This window comes from Oceanimonas sp. MB9 (assembly GCF_011319775.1).
Taxonomy (GTDB): domain Bacteria; phylum Pseudomonadota; class Gammaproteobacteria; order Enterobacterales; family Aeromonadaceae; genus Oceanimonas; species Oceanimonas doudoroffii.
In genome coordinates, this window is the sequence record NZ_VFBE01000003.1 from 43,400 (window position 1) to 62,564 (window position 19,165).

Genomic DNA, 19,165 nt, shown 5'->3' on the forward strand with positions numbered 1-19,165 from the left:
CGTAAGGTTACTGACAAAAAATGACCCCGGCGAATAACAAATGCTTGCACTCGGGCTGGGCGGCAAAGGTAAAATGTGATGTTATATTGTAACCATATTGATTGTTCACCCTTCCGTTTCAGGTAGCCCCCCATGATGCAACCCCGTTCGATCCTGCTCGGTGCCGGCCTGCTGGCCGTTACCGCCGTTTCTCATGCCACCGAAGGCGTGCTCGACATCGTCGCGCCCTGGGAGATTGGCAGCACAGACCCCGCCAAGGCCGGTTATGTTTACACTCGGCTGCAGATCAGCGAGACCCTGGTAGAGGTCGACGATCGGGGCGAGCCCGAGGCCGGCCTGGCCGAAAGCTGGGCGCTGTCTGAAGACCGGCTGACCTGGCGCTTTCGCCTGCGCCCGGGCGTACAGTTTCACGACGGCAGCCCGCTGACCACCGAGGTGGCCGTGCAGGCGTTGAACCTGGCCCTGGCCAAACCGGGCATGCTGAGCCAGGCGCCGGTGGCGGCCATTGCCGCCGAAGGCAACGAGGTGGTGGTGCGGCTGCGCAGTCCCTTTGCGCCGCTGCCGGCACTGCTGGCGCACAGCTCGGTGCAGATACTGGCGCCGGCGTCCTACAACGAGGCGGGCGAAGCCACCCAGGTCATTGGCACCGGCCCCTACCGCATTGAACAGCTGCAAATGCCGCAAAAGCTGACCGCCGGAGTCTTTCAGGATTACTGGGGTGAAACCCCGGCCATTGAACGGCTCAGCTACCTGGCCGCCGGCCGGGGCGAAACCCGGGCACTGATGGCCGAAAGCGGCGATGCCGATGTCGTGTTTACCCTGGATCCGGCAAGCCGAGCCCGGCTGCAGCGTAATGCCAAACTCGCCGTGCAGGCCGTGGCCATTCCCCGCACCGTGACCCTGAAGGTAAACGCCGGGCATCCCTTTTTGGCCGAGCCCGAGGCGCGCCGGGCCCTGAGTCTGGCGCTGGAGCGCACCGGCATGGCGGTGGCCCTGCTGCGCACCCCCGAGGCCGGTGCCGGCCAGCTGTTTCCGCCGTCCATGAGCGACTGGCACCTGAGCCAGGTGAGCGGTGCCGAACGGGATTTGCAACAGGCCAGGGCCCTGCTTGCCGGGCTGGGCTGGCAGGCGAACGACGAAGGCATGCTCAGCCGCAACGGCACGCCCTTTAAACTGACCCTGACCACCTTCTCCGACCGGCCCGAGCTGCCCCTGCTGGCCACCGCCATTCAGGATCAGTGGCGGGAGCTGGGGGTGGAGCTGGCGGTGAACGTGGCCAACTCCAGTGAAATACCCGCCGGTCACCGGGACGGCACCCTGGAGCTGGGGCTGATGGCCCGCAACTTTGCCCTGGTGCCCGATCCTTTGGGCACCCTGCTGCAGGACTTTGGACCGAACGGCGGCGACTGGGGCGCGATGAACTGGCACTCCGAGCGCCTGGGCGAGATTTTGCAGCAACTGCTGACCGCCACCCAGGACCAGGATACCGCCGAATTGCGCCGTGAAGCCGCCACCATTTTGCATGAGCAGCTGCCGGTGATTCCCGTGGCCTGGTATCAGCAGACCGCCGCCGTATCCAGGCAGGTTGAGGGCTTCAGCATGGATCCCTTTGAGCGCAGCTATCGTGTGAGCGACATGAGGTGGGCCCAGTGATACCGGTATTAAGCTATCGGCTGATGCAGGCGGTGCTGGTGGCACTGATGGTGGGCGTGCTGACCTTTGTGCTCACCCAGGCACTGCCCGGCGACATGGCCTTTCGCATTGCCGCCGGCCGTTATGGTTATGACCATGTGAATGCGGCCGCCGCCGCCGCGGTGCAGGCCGAGCTGGGACTGGGCCTGCCCGCCTGGCAGGCCCTGGGCCAGTGGCTGTGGGATCTGCTGCAGCTCGATTTGGGCAACTCCCTGGTGAGCGGCGACCCTGTCATTGAGGAATTGCGTCACCAGCTGGGCCACTCCTTCACCCTGGCCGTGGCCGCGGTGGGCCTGTCGCTGTTGCTGGGGCCGCCCCTTGGCCTGCTCGCCGGGCTCAGGCCCGGCGGCCGGCTGGACCGGCTGACCCTGGTGCTGGCCACCGTGCTGCGGGCCCTGCCTCAGTTTGTGATCGGCATTTTGCTGGTGATGTTGCTGGCGGTGCAGCTGGGCTGGCTGCCCGCCGCCGGCCATGGCACCGCCGCCCACACCCTGCTGCCGGCGCTGACCCTGGCCCTGGGGCTGGCGGCGGTGGCCTGCCGAGTGAGCCGCAACGCCATGCAGGGCGTGGCCGGCTCCGCCTATTACGCCTTTGGCCGCACCAAGGGGCTGAGCGAGGGCCGAGTGTTTATGCGCCATGGCCTGCGTAATGTGGCGGTGCCGGTGCTGGCCCATCAGGCCATGCAACTGGTGTATCTGATCGAAGGCGTGGTGGTGGTGGAAACCCTGTTTGCCTGGCCCGGCATCGGCCATGCCCTGGTGCACGCCATCGTGGCGCGGGACGTGCCCATGATCCAGGGCACCGCCCTGGTGCTGGGGCTGATGTTCGTACTGCTGAACGCCCTGGTGGACCTGTTGTGCCACCGTATCGATCCGAGAAGGAGAGAAGTATGAGCCAGGTGACTGACCTTGCCGCCCCGGCGGCCCAAGCCGGCGGTCGCCGGTGGCTGAACACCCGTCAGCGCTGGGGTGCCGGCCTGTTGCTGGCCCTGGCCCTGTTTGGCTTTGTGTTGCCGCTGGTGATGGATCTGGATCCGGTAAAGCAGAATTACAGCCGCATTCTGGCCGCGCCGGGAGCAGCCGAACTGTTTGGCACCGATCACCTGGGCCGCAGCATGCTGGCGCGTATGAGCTCGGCGGTGCAGTTGTCTTTGGGCCTGTCGCTGCTGGGCGTGGTGACCGCCGCCGTGCCCGGCGTGCTGCTGGGCGTGCTTGCCGGCTGGCGCGGCGGCTGGGTAGACCGGGCGCTGGGCGTGCTGGCCGACACCCTGCTGGCCCTGCCCGGACTGTTGCTGGTGCTGCTGCTGGTGGCCCTGGCGCCGGGCAATTTCTGGACCCTGTATGTGGGCATTGCCCTGGTGCTGTGGATTGAATATTTTCGCGTGGTGCGCCTGACCACCCGCACCCTGATGGCGTCGCCGCAAATCGAGGCCTCGCGCCTGCTGGGCTTTGGCCCCGGTTATATAGTGCGCCGTCACCTGTGGCCGGCGCTGGCGCCCGTGGTGCTGACCCTGGGTGCCTTTGGCGCCGCCACCGCCATTCTGGCGATTGCCGCCCTGGGTTTTGTCAGCGTCGGGCTGCGCCCGCCCACCGCCGAGCTGGGCCTGATGATGACCGAGCTGTTGCCCTATTACCACGAGGCCCCCTGGATACTGCTGCAACCCATAGCGGCGGTGTTTCTGCTGGTGCTGGCCCTTAACCTGCTGGCGGGAGGCCGCAAACCATGACCGAATTGCTGAAAGCACAGCAACTGGCGGTGCCCGGCATAGTGCGGCCGCTGTCGTTTACCCTGACCGCCGGACGGCCGCTGACCCTGCTGGGGGAAACCGGCTCCGGCAAGAGCCTGATCGCCCAGGCCATTATGGGCAACCTGCCGGCGGCGCTGCGGGTGGAAGGCCGGCTCTGGCTGCGGGGCGAAGAGCTCAGCGGCCTGCCCGCCGCCGAGCGGCGCAAACTGTGGGGCCGCCGGCTCACCATGCTGCCCCAGGAGCCCTGGCTGGCGCTGGACCCCACCATGAAGGCGGTGGATCAGGTGGCCGAGGGCTATCGCTACCTGGCGGACCGGGACTGGCCTGAAGCCCGGCGGCTGGCCAAAGAGGATCTGACCCGGCTTGGCTTGGGTCATGCCCTTGATCGGCTGCCGGGCCAGCTCTCGGGGGGCATGATGCAGCGGCTGGCCTTTGCCGCCGCCAGCACCGGCGGCGCCGATATCGTGATTGCCGACGAGCCCACCAAGGGCCTGGACGCCGGCAGCCGGGATCAAGTGACCGGGCTGCTCAGGCAGGTGGCCGAGGCGGGGGGTGGCTTGCTCACCATTACCCACGACATTGCTGTGGCCCGTCAGCTCGGCGGCGAGGTGATGATAGTGCGCAATGGCGAGGTGCTGGAATCCGGCCCGGCGAAAGCCGTGCTGAAGGCGCCGGTGAGCGACTATGGCCGGGCCCTGCTGGCGGCGGAGCCCGACGCCTGGCCGGCCCTGGTGCCGGCCGGCGCCGGTGAGCGCGTGCTGCAAGTGGAAGGGCTGGCCAAGTCCCGGGGCGGCCGCAGCCTGTTCAGTGATGTTTCCTTTGAGCTGAACGCCGGCGAGATCATGGGGGTGGTGGGCCCGAGCGGCTGTGGCAAGAGCACCCTGGGCAGCATTTGCTTAGGCGTGCTGGCGCCGGACGCCGGCACGGTATGGCGCGATGCCAGCCTGCCTCGCACCCGCTACCAGAAGCTTTATCAGGATCCGCCCGCCGCCTTTGCCCCGGAATGCCGCCTGGGCCAGGGCCTGCAGGATCTGGTGAAACTGCACCGCAAGGACTGGGCCGAAGTGGAGCGGCTGCTGCCCCGCCTGGGGCTGTCTCTGAATCTGCTGGATCGCCTGCCCCGGGAGGTGTCGGGGGGCGAGCTGCAGCGGCTGGCGATTTTGCGCATTCTGCTGCTGGAGCCGGTGCTGCTGTTTGCCGACGAGCCCACCTCGCGACTGGATCTGGTGACCCAGCAGCACACCATTAAACTGCTGACCGATCTGGCCCGGGAGCGGGGCTGTGCCCTGCTGCTGGTGAGCCACGAGGCGGCGCTGGTGAACAAGGTGGCGGACCGGGTGTTGACCCTGGGCTGACTTACCACCAGCGATTGCGGTGCAGCCAGAACCCCAGGCCGCCGCCCAGGGCCAGCAGGCTCAGGCAGAAAATCCAGAAGGCGGCGGGGTTATCGGCCCCCGGCATGCCGGCCAGGTTGATGCCGAACAGGCCGGTAAGAAAACTGGCGGGCAGAAACAGCAGCGCCATGATCGACATCTGATAGGCGCGCTGGTTGGTGGCCTCGGCCATCAGGTTATTGACCTCGTCCGCCAGCACCGCGGTGCGGGCCACGCCGGCGTCGAGATCGTCCAGCCAGCGCCTCAGCCGGTCGGCAATGTCGAGCAGGCGGCGGCGATCGTCGTCGTTGAGCCAGCCGATTTTCTCGCTGGCCAGCCGCGCCACCAGATCCCGCTGGGGAGAAAGGTAACGGCGCACCAAAATCAATTGTTTACGAATACGGCCCAGCTGGCCCTGGGCCGGACTTTCCCGCTCCAGAATGCGCTCTTCCAGTTCCAGAATTTGATCGTGCAGGCTTTCCACAAACTCGCCGGCCCGGTCGGTGAGGGCGTCGCACATTTCCACCAGCCAGTCTCCTTGCGTGACCGGGCCCTCGCTGTCGGCGAGCTGCTCGTATACGTCCTGCTCCGACAGCAACGGCCGGTGCCGGCTGCTGATAATCAGCTGGGGCGTGATGTAAATGCGCAGCGCCACCATCTCTTCCGGGCTGTCGCCCTGGTTGTGGTTGATGCCCCGCAGGGTCAGCAGCAGGTTGTCGCCCTGGCGCACCAGCTTGGGCCGGCTGCTCTGGCCCAGCAGGGTGTCCCGGGCGCTGTCGTGAATCAGCGGCGTGGTATGCAACCAGCCGGCACTTTCGGGCTGCTCATAGTCCAGGTGCAGCCATACCGGCGTCGCCGCCGGCTCACTTTCTGCCAGCGGCTGCAGCCCGTTCTCACCCCCAAGCTGCAGGCGATAAATGCACTGTTGCGGTAGCGGTTCCATCTGCCTTCCTCCCCGGCGCGAGAAAGCCCCAGCTTAACGCAAGCATGGCGTGGTTTCATGTGAAACGCGTCAATCCTTGGCTATTGCGCATTGCCTTTTACCGATGAGGCAATAGGTTGAGATTTAATAAAGTGTCTTTGGATGTGCATAAATGAGACAGGTCAGTAAACAGGTATTAGGCGCGGGCATAAACGGGAACAAGGCCCGTGTCTCTATCCTATGATTGACCCTACGTACTGTGCAAAAAGGAGAACATCATGAAATCTTGGATCCACAGCGTAGCTGTCATCCTGGTCGGCTCTGTTATCGCTGTATCTGCGAGTTGGGCGCAATCAGATGGTCATCAAATGATCACTCCGAGTGATCTCAAGTGGAACGATGTTCCCTCCTTGCCACCGGGCGCAAAGATCGCAGTGCTTGAGGGGCCGATGAACGAAGCGGTTCCCTTTACGGCGCGCCTCAAGTTCCCCGCCAACTATAGCCTTCCAGCCCACATGCACCCGGCCGTCGAGAGGGTCACCGTCCTGTCTGGCACCTTTCATATGGGTATGGGCGACAAGCTTGATCCTCAGAAGACCTCAGCTTTGGGACCGGGGAGCCTGATGATCATTCAACCCAATACGAACCATTTCGCGTGGACTAACGAGGAGGTGATCGTGCAGCTCAACGGGATGGGACCATGGGGGATCACCTATATCAACCCTGCCGATGACCCTAGGAAGTAGTGAACTCTTTTGCCGCACGGCCCGTATGGGGCGTGCAGCCCATTGGAAAGAAGGAGCAGAGCTAGAGCTATAGTTGAAAAGGGCGCCATACAATGTTCTCGCCTAACGTCAGATTGACTCATTCAAATAAAGAAATGAAGGAAACATGGCGAGGTCATATGTTCTAACAAGTCAAAGCGCCGCGCAGATGTTTGACACGTTACTCATCAAGCAAAACGGGCCCATCGTGGCCCGTTTTGCTTTCCCTTATCTGCAATACTCAAGAATCATCCCCATCGCCTGAGAAGCCACTATGCACCTTTGGCTTGTACTGCTGCTTGCCTTGCTCTGCACCGGCTGCGGTGCGGCGAGTGAGTGGCGGCCGGCGAAGGAGCGGGGGCAAGATTTGTATCTGGTGGATCACGGCCGGCATGTGGGGCTGGTGCTGCCGGCGGTGGGATTGCAGTGGCATTTGCCGGAACTGAAAGCAGCCTTTCCTGCCGCCCGTTTTATCGAGGTGGGCTGGGGTGATCGGGCCTTTTATCAGCATGAGCGGGCGGGGGCCGGGCTGGCGCTCAGGGCCCTGCTCTGGCCCACGGATACCGTGCTGCACCTGGTGCCGTTGTCGCAGTCACCGGCGGTGGCATTTGCCGGGCTGCCGGTGCTGGAACTGAGCGTACCCCCCGCCGGCATGGAGCAGCTGCTGGGCGAGGTGGCGGCGTCCTTTGCCCGCAACGAGGCGGGCAATTTAAGGGACGTGGGCGCGGGGCGCTATGGCGGCGGCCGCTTTTATGCCTCGGTGGAGTCCTATCATCTGTTGCACACCTGCAACACCTGGGTGGCCCGGCGGCTGGTGGCGGCAGGGCTGCCCCTGCGCCCGGCGCAGGCGTTGACCGCCGGCGGCCTGATGCGTCAGGCCCGTTCCGCCAAAGGGGAGTATGCTCAGGGGTATTCTTCACACAACTGACTGACCCATGCGCCGAGGCTCGTACCACCCGGATATGGATGACGCCACCATCAATATTCGCACCCTGAAAACGCTTGTTCCTTACCTGCTGGCCTACAAGGGCCGCATTGGCCTGGCGCTGTGCTGCCTGGTGGCGGCCAAGCTGGCCAGCGTGGGCCTGCCCTTTATTCTCAAATACATTGTCGATGGCATGGACACCGCCGTCAGCACTGTGGTGGCGCTGCCCTTGGGGTTGCTGCTGGCCTACGGCACGGTGCGCTTTGCCAACGTGCTGTTTGGCGAAATTCGCGATGCCCTGTTTGGCCGGGTTACCGAGCGGGCCATGCGCCGCATTGGCCTCGGCGTGTTCAACCACCTGCACCGGCTGGAGCTCGACTTTCACCTCAACCGCAGCACCGGCGGCCTGTCGCGCGACATAGAGCGGGGCGTGACCGGGGTGGGCTTTTTGCTGCGCTTTATGGTGTTCAATATCGTGCCTACCTTGCTGGAGATCGGCCTGGTCACGGCGCTGCTGCTGATCAACTACTCGGTGTGGTTTGCACTGATTACGCTTGGCGCCGTGGTGGCGTACGTGGCCTGGTCGGTGGTGGCCACCGACTGGCGCACCGGCTTTGTGCGCGCCGCCAACAAGGCCGACTCGCAAACCCACAGCCGGGCGGTAGACAGCCTGCTCAACTTTGAAACGGTGAAATACTTCAACAACGAGCAGTACGAGGCGGGCCGCTACGACGACGACCTGGCGGAGTGGGAGCGGGCCCGGCGCAATAACCGGCTCAGCCTGTTTGCCCTGAACGGCGGCCAGGCGCTGATCATTGCCGTGGCCATGACCGCCATGATGGTGCTGGCCGGCCAGCGGGTGGTGGCGGGCACCATGACCTTGGGCGACTTTGTGCTGATCAACGCCTTTATGACGCAGCTGTTTCTGCCGCTGAATTTTCTCGGCTTTGTGTACCGGGAGATGAAAGGGTCGCTGGCCAATATCGAACGCATGTTTGCCCTGCTGCGCCGCCGGCCACAAATCAATGATGTGGAGAATGCGCCCGAGCTTAAGGTCACTCGGGGCGAAATCGAGTTTCGTAACGTCAGCTTTGGCTATCGCCCCGACCGGCAGATTCTGCACGATCTGAGCTTTACCCTGAGGCCCCGGCAAAAGCTGGCGGTGGTGGGGGCCAGCGGCTCGGGAAAGTCCACCTTGGTGAAGCTGCTGTTTCGCTTTTACGAGGTGGGCGAGGGCGCCATTTTGATCGACGGCCAGGACATACGCGCCGTGAGCCAGGCCTCGCTGCGCCGGGCCATCGGCATCGTGCCGCAAGATACGGTGCTGTTTAACGCCTCCATTTACGACAACATTCGTTATGGCCGCATCGACGCCAGCGAAGACGAGGTGAACGAGGCCATACGTCTGGCGCACTTGAGTGACTTTATCGCCAGCCTGCCGGAAGGCAGCGCCACCCTGGTGGGGGAGCGGGGGCTGAAACTCAGCGGCGGCGAAAAGCAGCGGGTGGCCATTGCCCGCACCATTCTAAAGCGCCCGCCGATACTGGTGTTTGACGAGGCCACCTCGTCCCTGGACAGCCGCTCCGAGCGCAGCATTTTGCGCGCCATTCGCGAGGTATCTCAAGGTCAGAGCAGCCTGGTGATCGCCCACCGGCTGTCCACCATAGTGGACGCCGATCATATTCTGGTGATGCAGGAAGGGCGCATTGCCGAGCAGGGCAACCACGAGCAGTTGCTGGCAAAGGATGGGCGCTACGCTCAGCTATGGCGGCTGCAACAGCAGCAGCGCTTTCGGGGCGAGCCTTAGCAAAACGGCGGGCCGGGGCCCGCCGTGGGTGAGGTGGTCAGGCGGGTTCGGTGGCGGCCTCGGCGGTGCGCGCGCGCAGCAGATCGATCAGCACAAACAGTAGCAGGCTGGCGCCCATCAGCGGCAGGCTCCAGCCCAGTGCTAGGGCCAGCAGCAGGCTAACGAGGCGCGCGGGCAGGCCAAGGCGCGCCCAGCTTTGGCACAGCAAGGCCTGAGTGGCACCGGGAGCGGGGCGGCGACGCCACCACATCCAGTAGCCGAGCACCGTCATGGCGCTAAGGGCCATGCCAAAGGCCGCCAGCAGCAACTGGTTGGGCAGGCCGAACAAAATGCCCATATGGGCGTCTATGCCCCAGCGGATCAGCTTGGCCACCAGCGAATAGTCGGCAAAATCGGTCCGGCTGGTAATGCTCAGATCGCGCGGGTCGACCGCCACCGCATCTACCTGGGTGGGCCAGGAGCGGTCCAGCTCTTTGACCTGCCAGGCGCTGTCGGCATTGGCGGCGGGGCTGATTTCCAGCTTGCCGGCGTCGATGCCGGCGGCCCGGGCGCTGGCCAGCACCTGGTCCCAAAGCGCCAGGCTGGTGGGCATGGCGGGCGCACCATGGGTGCCGTGATCGCCGTGGCCGGCGTGTGCGCCCTGGGCGTGATTCGCGGGGGCGGTGCCGTTGAGCTGCACCGACAATGACGGGGTGACCCAGCCCATCTGGGCACGCAGTGCGCCTATGTTGCCGCCGGCCCATTTGGACCAGGTCAGCCCGGTGGCCGAAAAGAACACCAGCCCCACCACAAGCCACAGTCCGGTCAGGCTGTGCCAGCGGCGCAGCCTGCGCCGCTGGCTGCGGCCGGCACCACTGCCGCCCCGGCCGGTGCGCCACCACATCCATACGCCGCCCAGGGCGGCAATCCACAGCCATGAGGCGGCCAGCTCGCTGTAAATGCGGCCCGCTTCCCCCAGCATCAGGTGGCGGTGCAGATAGTCGAGAACAATGCGGGCGGGCAGGGTGCCGCTGGTGCCGTAGCTGACCAGGGTTCCCTTTATTTCAAGGGTGACCGGATCCACAAACACCGCCAGGTGTTCATAGTCGTTCAGGCCGGGCTGATGGAACATCACTCTCGTGGTGGTGCCGGGCGCCGGTGCCGGGCGCACCTTGGCCAGGGTTTCCTCGCCATGCAGGCTGGCCTGGGCGGCGGCAATCTGCTCCGCCAGTGGCCTCTGCGGGCCGGTAGAGTCTGTGGTGAGCTGATCGGCATATAGCCGGTTTTCCAGCTGGGGGGTCAGCACATAGAGGGTGCCGGTGAGGGCGGCCATCAGAATAAAGGGGCCCACGAAGAGGCCAATATAAAAATGCAGCCGGGTCAGAAAGGCGGTCAGGGCAGTGGCCCGGGCCGCGTTGCCTGAGCATTGCCGGGCTGGGGTTGATGATGCCATAAGAATTCCTTGCGGGGCGCCGCCGAGCATGGCGCGCGCCAACATAAGGGCGTTTCGACGCAGCGAAACACCGTCAAAAAGATTGCCGCGCCCGGTGGGCGCGGACATAAGCAAGAGCATCAACTCGGTGGCGGGGCGCGGGGCTGAAAGGGGGCGTGCCCCCGCGCCAGCAGCGGCGTGGCCGGCTCGCACAGGGCCGGGGGCACGGTCGCGGGTGCCACGGCGGCGGCGGCAGGCCGGCCGACACACCACCACAGCTGGCCCAGCAGGGTGCAGTAGCCGCAAGCCTCGTGACCGGCATGGTGGTCGGTGGCCGGGGCATGGTGGCCGTGATGACCGGCGTCATGATGGGATGAATGGTGCGCCGAATGATGAGGCGACGTTGCCACCAGTCGCTGGGAAACCAGCGGCGCCGCATAGATCATCAGGGTCGCCAGCAGCGCCAGCCAGGCGGCGGCACGGCGAACGGGCTGATGAAGGCGCGGCACGGGTAACATTCAGGATCGGCGTAGGCGAAAAGAAATGCATTTTAGCGGGATTCTGACGGGATAACAGCCCGTTACCGCGGCCCGGGCCGGCTTGACAGGTCGGCGAGGGTGGTTAGCATTCGAGTCTCATTCATTCCACACAGGGAAGAACATGAAGGCAGCGACGCTTTTCGCCCTGGCCACTGGCGTGGTCACCCCCGTGGCCGTGATGGCCGATACCCTCGAACAGCTGGTTTCCGACACGGTAATCGAGCAACAACGTCAGCGCTTGTCGCAAAACACCACCGGTCAGGGTTTTGGCCCGCAATCTCCTCGAGACATCGATCGGCTCAAAGGCAGCAACCCCGTCGTCTTCAGTCCGGCGCCGCCGGCCAGCCAAATGAACCTGTGCAATATTCACTTTCACAAGAACGCCGAGCACAAGGGCGGGCAGTTCACCCGCTTTGCCGGCAACGGTGACGGTCGCGGTTATCAGGGCGGCTATCGTTATTCGGGCACCCTGAGCGAGCAGGAGCTGGCGCCGGTGCAGGGCGACATCTGCCCCGGCCGTCATGGCAGCCTTTACCCCGGCGACACCATAGAGGTGCACTATGTGCATTCCAGCGCCCAGGTTACTCCCGGCCCCACCCTGGCCGCCTGCCTGAGCCAGGCCGGGCAAAATCCGCAACTGCGGGTGGAGGCCCAGGTCTATGTGCTGGTGAACGACGCCGGCGCCGCCGACTTTGGCGAGCTGGCCGCCCACGGCGTGCGCCAGGGCCGCCATCAGGGCCTGAATATTCCCGCTAACACCGGCACGCCGGTGCAGTATGCCGGTTCCACCACGGGCCCGGCCTACAACGAGAAGGGCTCACCCTTTCAGGTGACCTGGGGCGTGCGCCCCGAGGTGCTCAAGGTCAACATTGCCTCTGTGGGCGAGTGGTGCCGGCAGAACGACTTTAACGAGGGTCACGCCCACGGCGTGCGCAACCTGGTGAGCAACCCGCAGCTGTTGTCTGACGGCACCTTCTGATCCGGCAACGGCTTAACGGTTCACGTCCACCACCAGCCGGCCACGCACCCGGCCGGCCAGCAACGCATGCGCGGCGTCAATGGCTTCGCTCAGGCCAATTTCCCGCGTGTTTTGCTCCAGCCGGTCGGTGTTCAGCTCTTGCGCCAGCCGGGTCCAGGCCTGCTCCCGCTCGCCCTGGGGCCGGGTCACGCTGTTAATGCCGAGCAGGGTCACGCCGCGCAGAATAAAGGGCGCCACGGTCGCCGGAAAATCCATGCCCTGGGCCAGGCCACAGGCGGCCACCAGGCCGTCTTCCCGAGTCTGGGCGCAGGCATTGGCCAGGGTGTGGCTGCCCACCGAGTCCACCACGGCGGCCCAGCGGGCCTTGGCCAGGGGTTTGCCGGGGGCGGAGAGTTCGTCTCTGTGCATGACCTCGGCCGCGCCCAGGGCGGTGAGGTAGTCCTTTTCTTCCATACGGCCGGTCGAGGCCACGACTCGATAACCCCGTTGCGCCAACAGCATGATGGCCAGGCTGCCCACGCCACCGTTGGCGCCGGTGACCAGCACCTCGCCCTGCTCCGGGGTCAGGCCGTGGCGTTCCAGCGCCATCAGGCACAGCATGGCGGTGTAGCCGGCGGTGCCAATGGCCATGGCCTGGCGGCCGCTGAGGTTTTCCGGCAGCCGGGTCAGCCAGCCCGCCTGCATTCGAGCCCGCTGGGCCAGGCCACCCCAGTGCTGCTCGCCCACACCCCAGCCGTTTACCAGCACATTGTCGCCGGGGCGCCACTGGTCACTGTTGCTGTGTTCCACCACGCCGGCCAGATCCACGCCGGGCACCATGGGAAAGCGCCGCACTATGGGGCCTTTGCCGGTAATGGCCAGGGCGTCCTTGTAATTGAGGGTGCTCCATTCCACCCGCACCAGCACCTCGCCCTCGGGCAGATCGTCGCAGGGCAGGGGCGTCAGGGCGGCGTGAGTGGCCTTGTCGTCAGCCTGGGTGAGCAGAATGGCGTTAAACATGGTGTGCTCCTTTTATTTAGACCAATCGTCTATAAATGGGTGTTAAAAAACGCTCAACGTGGCAGCCGGGCCAGAAACTCCTGGCCGAACAGCGCCATGGGGGCATCGCTTTGTACTATGCGGGCCCGTTGCACGGCCCCTTCCCAGCCAATCCAGAACAATTCCGCCAGTCGGTCGCAGTCGGCGTCGGCGGCCAGATCGCCCCGTTCGGCGGCCAGTCGCAGGCAGGCCGCCAGCCGTTGTTCCCAGCTTTGCAGTATGGCCTGCAGCTGCTCGCGGTAGCTGTCCGGCAAAATGGTCACTTCCTGGCACAGGTTGCCCACCAGGCAGCCGCGCCGAAAATGGTGGCGGGCCATGCCGGCCATGGCGTCCTGCATAAAGTGGTCAATGCGCTTTAGGGGCGGGGTGTCGTCATCCAGCAGCCAGCGGTCCAGCTTGGCGGCGAAATAGGCGGCGTAGCGCTCCATGATCGCACGGCCAAAGGCTTCCTTGCTGTCGAAATAGTGGTAAAAGGAGCCTTTGGGCACCCCCACTTGTTTGAGCACGCCGTCGATGCCGGTAGAGACAAAGCCCTGCTCGGTCAGCACCGCCACGCCGCAACGGATCAGGGCGTCGCGGGTGTCGGGATTATCGCGGGGCTGCCTGGGAGGCCGGCCCCGGCGTTTGGGGGGGGAAGCATTCATGGGACATAATTTAGACTGGTTGTCTATAAAAGGCAATGCACACAGGAGAAACACATGATTCGGGTCTATGCCGGGCTGGCGCTGTGGTATCTGGTGCTCAGCCTGGTCACCTTTGGGGTTTACTGGTGGGACAAACGCGCCGCCCGCCTGGGGCAGTGGCGCGTGCGTGAGCGCACCCTGCACGGGCTGGCATTGCTCGGGGGCTGGCCCGGTGCCTGGCTGGCCCGCCACCTGCTTCGGCACAAGTCGCGCAAGCCCTCGTTTCAGGCGGTATTCTGGCTGACGGTACTGCTTAACCTGCTGCTGCCGGTGGCGCTGTGGTGGGCGCGCTGGGAGTAATACCTATACTGGCAGAAGATCCTTTTTGCGGAAATCGCCATGCGCCCTCGTCTGTTTGCCATATTGTTGTCCTTTCTGGTTGCCATACCGGCGCAGGCGCTGACCTTTACGCCGGCCGATATGCTGGGCTGGAAACAAAAACGCTTTGAGGGCAACACCGCTTACCGGCTGGTGCCGGATGCCGGGCTGGGGCGGCCGGTGCTCAGGGCCGAGAGCCGGGGCGCGGCCTCGGGGCTGTTTTACGAAGGGCGTATCGATCTGCAGGCTACCCCCTGGCTCAGCTGGCAATGGCGGGTGGAGCGGTTTTCGGGCACCGCCAACGAGCGCGGCAAGGCCGGCGACGATTTTGCGTTGCGGGTTTATGTGGTGGTGCGCGACGGCTGGACCCGGCTCAGCAGCAAGGCCATTAGTTATGTGTGGACCCGCGAGGTTGCGGCGGGGCGGCACTGGCCCAACCCCTTTACCGGCGACAAGGCCATGATGCTGGCGCTGCGACAGGGGCCAGACCCGGGCTGGGCGCGGGAAAAACGCAACCTCAGGGACGATCTGCGCCGGCTGTTCGGCAAGGACTTTCGCTACCTTGAGGCGGTGGCCATCATGACCGACGCCGACAACGGCGGCGGCACCGCCATCGGTTATTATGGGGAACTGGTGTTTAGCGCCGATTAACCGCAACAGAAGAGAAACGAGTCATGCCGGAACAGTCAAAACACGCGCAGTACATGGCGCACACCGAAAACTGGGTGAAGCAGGTGATCATGAAATACAACCTCTGCCCCTTTGCCCGGCGGGAGGTGGAGCGCGCCAGCATTCGCTATGTGGTGGTGGAAGAGCACAAACCGGCCATGGTGCTGCAGGCGCTGCTGGCAGAGTGCAGGCTGCTGGATGAACAGCCGGAGGTGGAAACCACCCTGGTGATCCTGCCCCGGGGATTTGAGGGGTTTTATGCCTATCTGGATCTGGTCGATCTGGCCAACGACTTGCTGTTCGATCAGGGGCTTGAGGGAGAATATCAGCTCGCCAGCTTTCATCCCGACTATTGTTTTGATGGTGAGCCTCAGGATGACGCTGCCAACTACACCAACCGCTCGCCTTATCCCACCCTGCATATTATTCGTGAAGCCAGCATGGAAACAGCCCTGGCAGACTATGACGATCCCGAGTCCATTCCCGAGCGCAATATTCAGTTTGCCCGGCGCAAGGGCAACGACTTCTTTGTCCGGCTGCTGGCGCAGTGCACCCGGTCACCGGATTCCGAATAACAAAACGGCACCCCGGGGTGCCGTTTTGTTGTACGGGCAAGACCATCCAGGGGAATGGCGATAATCAGTTCGCCCACTCGAGTTTGCTGTAATCGATGCGATTGGCGGCGGGGGAGCCCGCAATGGCCAGCACATCGGCACGCTTGTACAGCAGCATATAGCCGGCACAGGCAAAGAACAGCCCGATCACCAGGGCGCCCACCCACTGAATCTCCAGGAAATCGAGCCGGAACAGCAGGGTCAGGCCGGCCAGCGCCACCAGGTTGCCGGCGAAGTAGCGCACCTTACCCAGCCGGGACACCGACAGGTTGAGGTTGTCGGTATAGAGTCGTATCAGCGAGTCCAGCGAGTTGATCACCATGGAGATTCCCACCACCACCATGGCCCAGTTGAAGAAGCCGGCGGTGCTCAGCTCATTCAGGTGGAAGTAATAGAGCACGCTGAACCAGGTGGCGATGGCCAGGGACGGAAAGACCAGCATGGCCGCCAGCAGTTGCCAGGTGCGCAGGCCACCCACAAACCGGGCGGTAAACTGGCCGATCATGATGCTCCAGGAGAACCACCAGTACAGATAGAACTCGTGATAGTCATTGATGGGCAGAACAAAGCGGTGCAGGTTGCCGAAATAGTCCCCCAGCAGGGCAAAGGTGCCGACAAACTCGCCCAGGGCATTGCCGGTGCCGATAAAGGCACTGCCCCACATGGCAGCAATCAGGGCGATAAACAGCCAGCTGGTGCCCAGGCTGAGAATTTTGACGTAGCGCAGGCTGGTGCTGGAATACACCGCGGCGGCGATGACCAGCAGCACGATCAGGTAGAAGCCGCCCACCACACTGCTGCCGTCGCCCATGTCCGGCATGTACCAGGGCAGGTTGCTCAGCAGCAAAAAGGCGGTAAAGGCGCAGGTGCCGATGATCACCATGTTATTGATGAACTTGACCGGCGCCAGCTCAAAGAAGCCCACCCGCGGCTCGATCACACAGAAATAGAAGCAGGTGAGAAAGTAGAAGCCCCAGATCAGAAAGCCCCAGAAACCGAACTCGATGGCCAGCGGGTTGCTGAAGCCATATTCCGGGCTGGCGGCCAGATCGGCGTAGCCGGCGAACTCGGTCAACGGGAACATGATCAGTCCCACGTCCAGGCCGGAGGTAAAAAGAATGGCGATAAAGGTGAAGGTGCGCACCGGGGTGACGCCGATGCAGCGAATATTGCCCCAGCGGTAAAGGATCAGGGCAATGGCGGCGAAGGTAAGCAGAATCCCTGCTGACAGCAATGTGGTCATTGTTGCTCGCCTCCGGTTATTTCCTTATTCATCAAAGACACTGTGTTTTCTCCTGTTGTTGATACACAAAAGGAGCTTCCATCTGCGCAGTGAGGCGCAGATCAGGTCTTAACTATCGCCCGGTCGATGGCACATGCCGCGATTGCGATAGGTAAAAACTGAATGGATGCTCTGGCTGGTCTGAAAACTCCTCGAAGCAGATGGCATGCGGGCTGTCTGCCTGCCCGAACGCTGCCGTTGTTCACTGTTGCGTGTTGCGATAGTGCTCGCCACTCATTAATTGAACGTTCAATTAATTGTGAGTAGCCTAAAGGTTAGGGTTGTAATGATCAAGCGCTAAGGACGAAAAGCGTGATCTTTCAACTCAAGGGAGAATATAAGTGGTTGTTTAGTAGTGCGTTGATCTCGGGTGCGTGCCGGTTGAAGCCATCAAATTTGATTAGTGTCGTTATGTTTACCGGTGGCGCGCCTTAGCGCACCACCAGTACCGACACCTCGGCATGGTTGGCCACGTAACCGGCGTTGGAGGCAAACAGATGCTCGGCCAGGCCGGGAACGTGGGAAGCCATGATCACCAGATCGGCGCCGCTGTCTTTCACCGCCTTGAGCAGGGTGCGATCCAGGTCGACGGCGGGATCCTTGCTGATGCAGGCGGCGCTGCTGACCTTGGGCAGCTGGTGCCGGGCCGCCTGATCGGTGGCAAAGGCCTGCAGCTTGCGCTCAAATTCCCGAGGATTGTGGGCCACCTCGGACGGGGCGTTGGACGACACGCCCACATAGCAGACCGTCGCGTCGTAAAGCCGGGCCAGGTCGGCACCGGTTTGCAGTGCCGTGTGCAGCCGCTCCACGTGGGCCAGATCCACCGGAATCATGATGTGCTGATACATGTTGGGCTCCTTGTTACCGAATGACGGGGCTGATTTGCCCTGTATTTCAGTATTGCAGAGCTGGCCGGGAGTGAAGACGCATTTGCCGTGGCGGGCATCACGGGCGAGCCGCGATTCGGTTATTTTCGGTAACTTGCGCTAGATCCCGGCGAACGGGTGAGATACCGTTGAATGCCTACTAAAAAGGGTGCCTTTTGAGCACCTTGTTATTCCTTTTTCTTCAGGAGCACAGCAATGTTGAAAAAAGCACTGATGGTGGCCGCAACCGGCCTGTTTGCCAGCTCGGTCTTCGCCCAGGCCGATCTGTTCAAGCCCGAAGACGCGGTCAAGTACCGCCAGTCCCTGTACCAGGTGATGGCCGCCCAGGCGGGTGTGATTGGTGGCATGGCCAAGGGTGACATCGACTTTGACGCCGCCGCCCTGCACCAGCGTGCGATTAACATGAGCAATGCCGCCAGCCTGCTGGGTGAAACCTACTTTCCCGAAACCCGCGAGGTAAAGGAGAGCAACCTGCTGCCCAAGGCCTGGGACGATATGGAAGGCATGCAGGCCAAGGGCAAGGACTTTGGTGACGCCCTGAAGAACCTGGTGCAGGTGTCCGGTGAGGAAGGCTTTGATCAGGCTCAGGCTCGTCAGGCCGCCGGCCAGCTGTTCAAAACCTGCAAGGGCTGCCACGACAACTACCGTAAAGACTAAGGCGCTGTCGTCTGGCCAAGAAAAAACGCCGGGGCTTGCCCCGGCGTTTTTTTATTTACAGCTGAAATAATGCCGTCACCGTGCCCCAGGCGACACCGGCAGTGAGCACAAAGCGCACCCAGGGAAAGCGTGCTTCATGCCGCAGGTGGTCGGCCACCCTGTCGGCGGGGGCCTGCTTGCGGCCGGTGATCATGGGGCCCACCAGGTTTTCACCCCGCAGCCTATACAGCAGCACCGCCAGCACGTGCAGCCCTACCAGCGCCAGCAGTCCCCAGTAGAACCAGCGCTTGTGCCAGCGGGTCATTTGCTCGGCGGTGTCTCCGGTGACGTAGTCGTAGAGCGGGCCGGTGTAAAAGATGTCGTCGGTGGCAAAGAGCCCGGTGCCGCCCTGCAGCAGCAGGCCGCCCAGCAAGACCAGCACCATGACGCCGCCCAGGGGATTGTGGCTGAGGTAGACGGGTTTTTGCGGGCGCAGGCTGGCGCGCACATAGGCCAGCACATGGCGCGGGTGATAGAGAAAGTGGTTAAAGCGGGCGTAGGGGGTGCCCACAAAGCCCCAGATCACCCGGTAGAGCAGCAGCCCCAGCAGCAGCTGGGCAAACAGCATGTGCTTGTCCATGTCTTCGCCGGCGTAATACCACAGCAGTGCCAGCAGCACCGGCATGCTCCAGTGAAACAGGCGAACCGACCAGTCCCATACACGGACGGGGGGAAGTGTTTCTGTGCTCATTCGAGGATTCTCCAGCTGACTGTGCCGCGCCATTAACGGGCGTGTTGGTATGACCATTCACTGCGACGGAGAGTGCCAAAATAAAACATCCCGGTAAAGACCGGGATGCCAGTATGGAAAAGGACGTG

At 63.4% G+C, this 19,165-nt stretch carries 20 protein-coding genes; 12 read left to right on the forward strand and 8 right to left on the reverse strand.

What is annotated here, in order from left to right; translation table 11 throughout:
* Positions 1-132 precede the first annotated feature (132 nt).
* The 4 genes from OJHNALOF_RS01650 to OJHNALOF_RS01665 are packed head-to-tail and all read left to right on the forward strand — an operon-like array spanning position 133 to position 4,794.
* Positions 133-1,653 carry an ABC transporter substrate-binding protein gene (locus tag OJHNALOF_RS01650; protein WP_165660961.1) on the forward strand — a complete coding sequence of 507 codons (1,521 nt, stop codon included), beginning with the start codon at positions 133-135 and terminating at the stop codon, positions 1,651-1,653.
* Positions 1,650-2,585 (forward strand): ABC transporter permease, encoded by a 936-nt coding sequence (locus OJHNALOF_RS01655; protein WP_165660962.1) that lies wholly within the window; start codon positions 1,650-1,652, stop codon positions 2,583-2,585. Before OJHNALOF_RS01650 ends, OJHNALOF_RS01655 begins: the two co-directional genes overlap by 4 nt.
* Entirely contained in the window at positions 2,582-3,418 is an 837-nt protein-coding gene (locus tag OJHNALOF_RS01660) for an ABC transporter permease (RefSeq protein WP_206063525.1), read from the forward strand. Before OJHNALOF_RS01655 ends, OJHNALOF_RS01660 begins: the two co-directional genes overlap by 4 nt.
* A complete protein-coding gene (locus OJHNALOF_RS01665) occupies positions 3,415-4,794 on the forward strand; it encodes an ABC transporter ATP-binding protein (RefSeq protein WP_165660963.1) in 1,380 nt (459 codons plus the stop codon). The genes OJHNALOF_RS01660 and OJHNALOF_RS01665 overlap by 4 nt, the downstream gene beginning before the upstream one ends.
* Before the next feature lies 1 nt (position 4,795).
* On the opposite strand, the gene zntB is transcribed toward OJHNALOF_RS01665, so the two are convergent.
* The gene (gene zntB / locus OJHNALOF_RS01670) at positions 4,796-5,755 is read right to left on the reverse strand and encodes a zinc transporter ZntB (RefSeq protein ID WP_165660964.1); all 960 of its coding nucleotides are present in this window, start codon (positions 5,753-5,755) and stop codon (positions 4,796-4,798) included.
* Positions 5,756-6,012: 257 nt separating this feature from the next.
* Here zntB and OJHNALOF_RS01675 point away from each other — a divergent pair, with 257 nt between their 5' ends.
* The 3 genes from OJHNALOF_RS01675 (at position 6,013) to OJHNALOF_RS01685 (ending at position 9,230) form a co-directional block, all read left to right on the forward strand.
* Positions 6,013-6,480, forward strand: coding sequence for a cupin domain-containing protein (locus OJHNALOF_RS01675; protein WP_165660965.1), 468 nt, complete (start codon positions 6,013-6,015; stop codon positions 6,478-6,480).
* A 292-nt stretch (positions 6,481-6,772) separates the two neighbouring features.
* Positions 6,773-7,426 carry a DUF2459 domain-containing protein gene (locus OJHNALOF_RS01680; protein ID WP_165660966.1) on the forward strand — a complete coding sequence of 218 codons (654 nt, stop codon included), beginning with the start codon at positions 6,773-6,775 and terminating at the stop codon, positions 7,424-7,426.
* Between the two features lie 7 nt (positions 7,427-7,433).
* Positions 7,434-9,230, forward strand: a complete 1,797-nt coding sequence (locus tag OJHNALOF_RS01685; protein ID WP_165660967.1) for an ABC transporter ATP-binding protein/permease — start codon at positions 7,434-7,436, stop codon at positions 9,228-9,230.
* Between the two features lie 37 nt (positions 9,231-9,267).
* Here OJHNALOF_RS01685 and OJHNALOF_RS01690 read toward each other — a convergent pair whose 3' ends face one another.
* Together OJHNALOF_RS01690 and OJHNALOF_RS01695 are read right to left on the reverse strand one after the other, a co-directional pair.
* Positions 9,268-10,662 (reverse strand): PepSY domain-containing protein, encoded by a 1,395-nt coding sequence (locus OJHNALOF_RS01690; protein ID WP_206063526.1) that lies wholly within the window; start codon positions 10,660-10,662, stop codon positions 9,268-9,270.
* A gap of 119 nt (positions 10,663-10,781) precedes the next feature.
* Positions 10,782-11,159, reverse strand: coding sequence for a DUF2946 family protein (locus tag OJHNALOF_RS01695; protein ID WP_165660969.1), 378 nt, complete (start codon positions 11,157-11,159; stop codon positions 10,782-10,784).
* A 142-nt stretch (positions 11,160-11,301) separates the two neighbouring features.
* Between OJHNALOF_RS01695 and OJHNALOF_RS01700 the strand changes: the two genes are divergently transcribed.
* Complete coding sequence (locus OJHNALOF_RS01700) at positions 11,302-12,159, forward strand: delta-class carbonic anhydrase (RefSeq protein ID WP_165660970.1); 858 nt, start codon at positions 11,302-11,304, stop codon at positions 12,157-12,159.
* Between the two features lie 12 nt (positions 12,160-12,171).
* Here the strand turns inward: OJHNALOF_RS01700 and OJHNALOF_RS01705 are convergent, their stop codons facing one another.
* Together OJHNALOF_RS01705 and OJHNALOF_RS01710 are read right to left on the reverse strand one after the other, a co-directional pair.
* Positions 12,172-13,158, reverse strand: coding sequence for an MDR family oxidoreductase (locus tag OJHNALOF_RS01705; RefSeq protein WP_165660971.1), 987 nt, complete (start codon positions 13,156-13,158; stop codon positions 12,172-12,174).
* A gap of 53 nt (positions 13,159-13,211) precedes the next feature.
* Entirely contained in the window at positions 13,212-13,841 is a 630-nt protein-coding gene (locus OJHNALOF_RS01710; RefSeq protein WP_165660972.1) for a TetR/AcrR family transcriptional regulator, read from the reverse strand.
* Positions 13,842-13,895: 54 nt separating this feature from the next.
* Between OJHNALOF_RS01710 and OJHNALOF_RS01715 the strand changes: the two genes are divergently transcribed.
* The 3 genes from OJHNALOF_RS01715 to OJHNALOF_RS01725 are packed head-to-tail and all read left to right on the forward strand — an operon-like array spanning position 13,896 to position 15,442.
* Entirely contained in the window at positions 13,896-14,180 is a 285-nt protein-coding gene (locus OJHNALOF_RS01715) for a DUF1294 domain-containing protein (RefSeq protein ID WP_165660973.1), read from the forward strand.
* 39 nt (positions 14,181-14,219) lie between these two features.
* Positions 14,220-14,849 (forward strand): DUF3047 domain-containing protein, encoded by a 630-nt coding sequence (locus tag OJHNALOF_RS01720; RefSeq protein ID WP_165660974.1) that lies wholly within the window; start codon positions 14,220-14,222, stop codon positions 14,847-14,849.
* A gap of 53 nt (positions 14,850-14,902) precedes the next feature.
* Positions 14,903-15,442: a DUF1415 domain-containing protein gene (locus OJHNALOF_RS01725; protein WP_094201308.1), complete on the forward strand. Its 540-nt coding sequence runs from the start codon at positions 14,903-14,905 to the stop codon at positions 15,440-15,442.
* A 64-nt stretch (positions 15,443-15,506) separates the two neighbouring features.
* Here the strand turns inward: OJHNALOF_RS01725 and OJHNALOF_RS01730 are convergent, their stop codons facing one another.
* The gene (locus tag OJHNALOF_RS01730) at positions 15,507-16,724 is read right to left on the reverse strand and encodes a choline transporter (RefSeq protein ID WP_094201243.1); all 1,218 of its coding nucleotides are present in this window, start codon (positions 16,722-16,724) and stop codon (positions 15,507-15,509) included.
* 470 nt (positions 16,725-17,194) lie between these two features.
* A complete protein-coding gene (locus OJHNALOF_RS01735; protein ID WP_094201242.1) occupies positions 17,195-17,611 on the reverse strand; it encodes a universal stress protein in 417 nt (138 codons plus the stop codon).
* A 234-nt stretch (positions 17,612-17,845) separates the two neighbouring features.
* Between OJHNALOF_RS01735 and OJHNALOF_RS01740 the strand changes: the two genes are divergently transcribed.
* Positions 17,846-18,307 carry a cytochrome c gene (locus OJHNALOF_RS01740; protein WP_094201241.1) on the forward strand — a complete coding sequence of 154 codons (462 nt, stop codon included), beginning with the start codon at positions 17,846-17,848 and terminating at the stop codon, positions 18,305-18,307.
* Positions 18,308-18,362: 55 nt separating this feature from the next.
* Here OJHNALOF_RS01740 and OJHNALOF_RS01745 read toward each other — a convergent pair whose 3' ends face one another.
* Positions 18,363-19,037 (reverse strand): cytochrome b/b6 domain-containing protein, encoded by a 675-nt coding sequence (locus tag OJHNALOF_RS01745; protein ID WP_165660976.1) that lies wholly within the window; start codon positions 19,035-19,037, stop codon positions 18,363-18,365.
* Positions 19,038-19,165 lie beyond the last annotated feature (128 nt).

Excerpts from the sequence above, each read along its gene's own strand:
- OJHNALOF_RS01725 (WP_094201308.1), top strand. The coding sequence starts at position 14,903 with ATGGCGCACACCGAAAACTGGGTGAAGCAGGTGATCATGAAATACAAC.
- OJHNALOF_RS01720 (WP_165660974.1), top strand. The coding sequence starts at position 14,220 with ATGCGCCCTCGTCTGTTTGCCATATTGTTGTCCTTTCTGGTTGCCATA.
- OJHNALOF_RS01735 (WP_094201242.1), bottom strand. The coding sequence starts at position 17,611 with ATGTATCAGCACATCATGATTCCGGTGGATCTGGCCCACGTGGAGCGG.
- OJHNALOF_RS01740 (WP_094201241.1), top strand. The coding sequence starts at position 17,846 with ATGTTGAAAAAAGCACTGATGGTGGCCGCAACCGGCCTGTTTGCCAGC.
- OJHNALOF_RS01730 (WP_094201243.1), bottom strand. The coding sequence starts at position 16,724 with ATGACCACATTGCTGTCAGCAGGGATTCTGCTTACCTTCGCCGCCATT.
- OJHNALOF_RS01715 (WP_165660973.1), top strand. The coding sequence starts at position 13,896 with ATGATTCGGGTCTATGCCGGGCTGGCGCTGTGGTATCTGGTGCTCAGC.
- OJHNALOF_RS01695 (WP_165660969.1), bottom strand. The coding sequence starts at position 11,159 with ATGTTACCCGTGCCGCGCCTTCATCAGCCCGTTCGCCGTGCCGCCGCC.
- OJHNALOF_RS01685 (WP_165660967.1), top strand. The coding sequence starts at position 7,434 with ATGCGCCGAGGCTCGTACCACCCGGATATGGATGACGCCACCATCAAT.
- zntB (WP_165660964.1), bottom strand. The coding sequence starts at position 5,755 with ATGGAACCGCTACCGCAACAGTGCATTTATCGCCTGCAGCTTGGGGGT.
- OJHNALOF_RS01650 (WP_165660961.1), top strand. The coding sequence starts at position 133 with ATGATGCAACCCCGTTCGATCCTGCTCGGTGCCGGCCTGCTGGCCGTT.
- OJHNALOF_RS01690 (WP_206063526.1), bottom strand. The coding sequence starts at position 10,662 with ATGGCATCATCAACCCCAGCCCGGCAATGCTCAGGCAACGCGGCCCGG.
- OJHNALOF_RS01705 (WP_165660971.1), bottom strand. The coding sequence starts at position 13,158 with ATGTTTAACGCCATTCTGCTCACCCAGGCTGACGACAAGGCCACTCAC.
- OJHNALOF_RS01700 (WP_165660970.1), top strand. The coding sequence starts at position 11,302 with ATGAAGGCAGCGACGCTTTTCGCCCTGGCCACTGGCGTGGTCACCCCC.
- OJHNALOF_RS01745 (WP_165660976.1), bottom strand. The coding sequence starts at position 19,037 with ATGAGCACAGAAACACTTCCCCCCGTCCGTGTATGGGACTGGTCGGTT.
- OJHNALOF_RS01710 (WP_165660972.1), bottom strand. The coding sequence starts at position 13,841 with ATGAATGCTTCCCCCCCCAAACGCCGGGGCCGGCCTCCCAGGCAGCCC.
- OJHNALOF_RS01675 (WP_165660965.1), top strand. The coding sequence starts at position 6,013 with ATGAAATCTTGGATCCACAGCGTAGCTGTCATCCTGGTCGGCTCTGTT.
- OJHNALOF_RS01660 (WP_206063525.1), top strand. The coding sequence starts at position 2,582 with ATGAGCCAGGTGACTGACCTTGCCGCCCCGGCGGCCCAAGCCGGCGGT.
- OJHNALOF_RS01680 (WP_165660966.1), top strand. The coding sequence starts at position 6,773 with ATGCACCTTTGGCTTGTACTGCTGCTTGCCTTGCTCTGCACCGGCTGC.
- OJHNALOF_RS01665 (WP_165660963.1), top strand. The coding sequence starts at position 3,415 with ATGACCGAATTGCTGAAAGCACAGCAACTGGCGGTGCCCGGCATAGTG.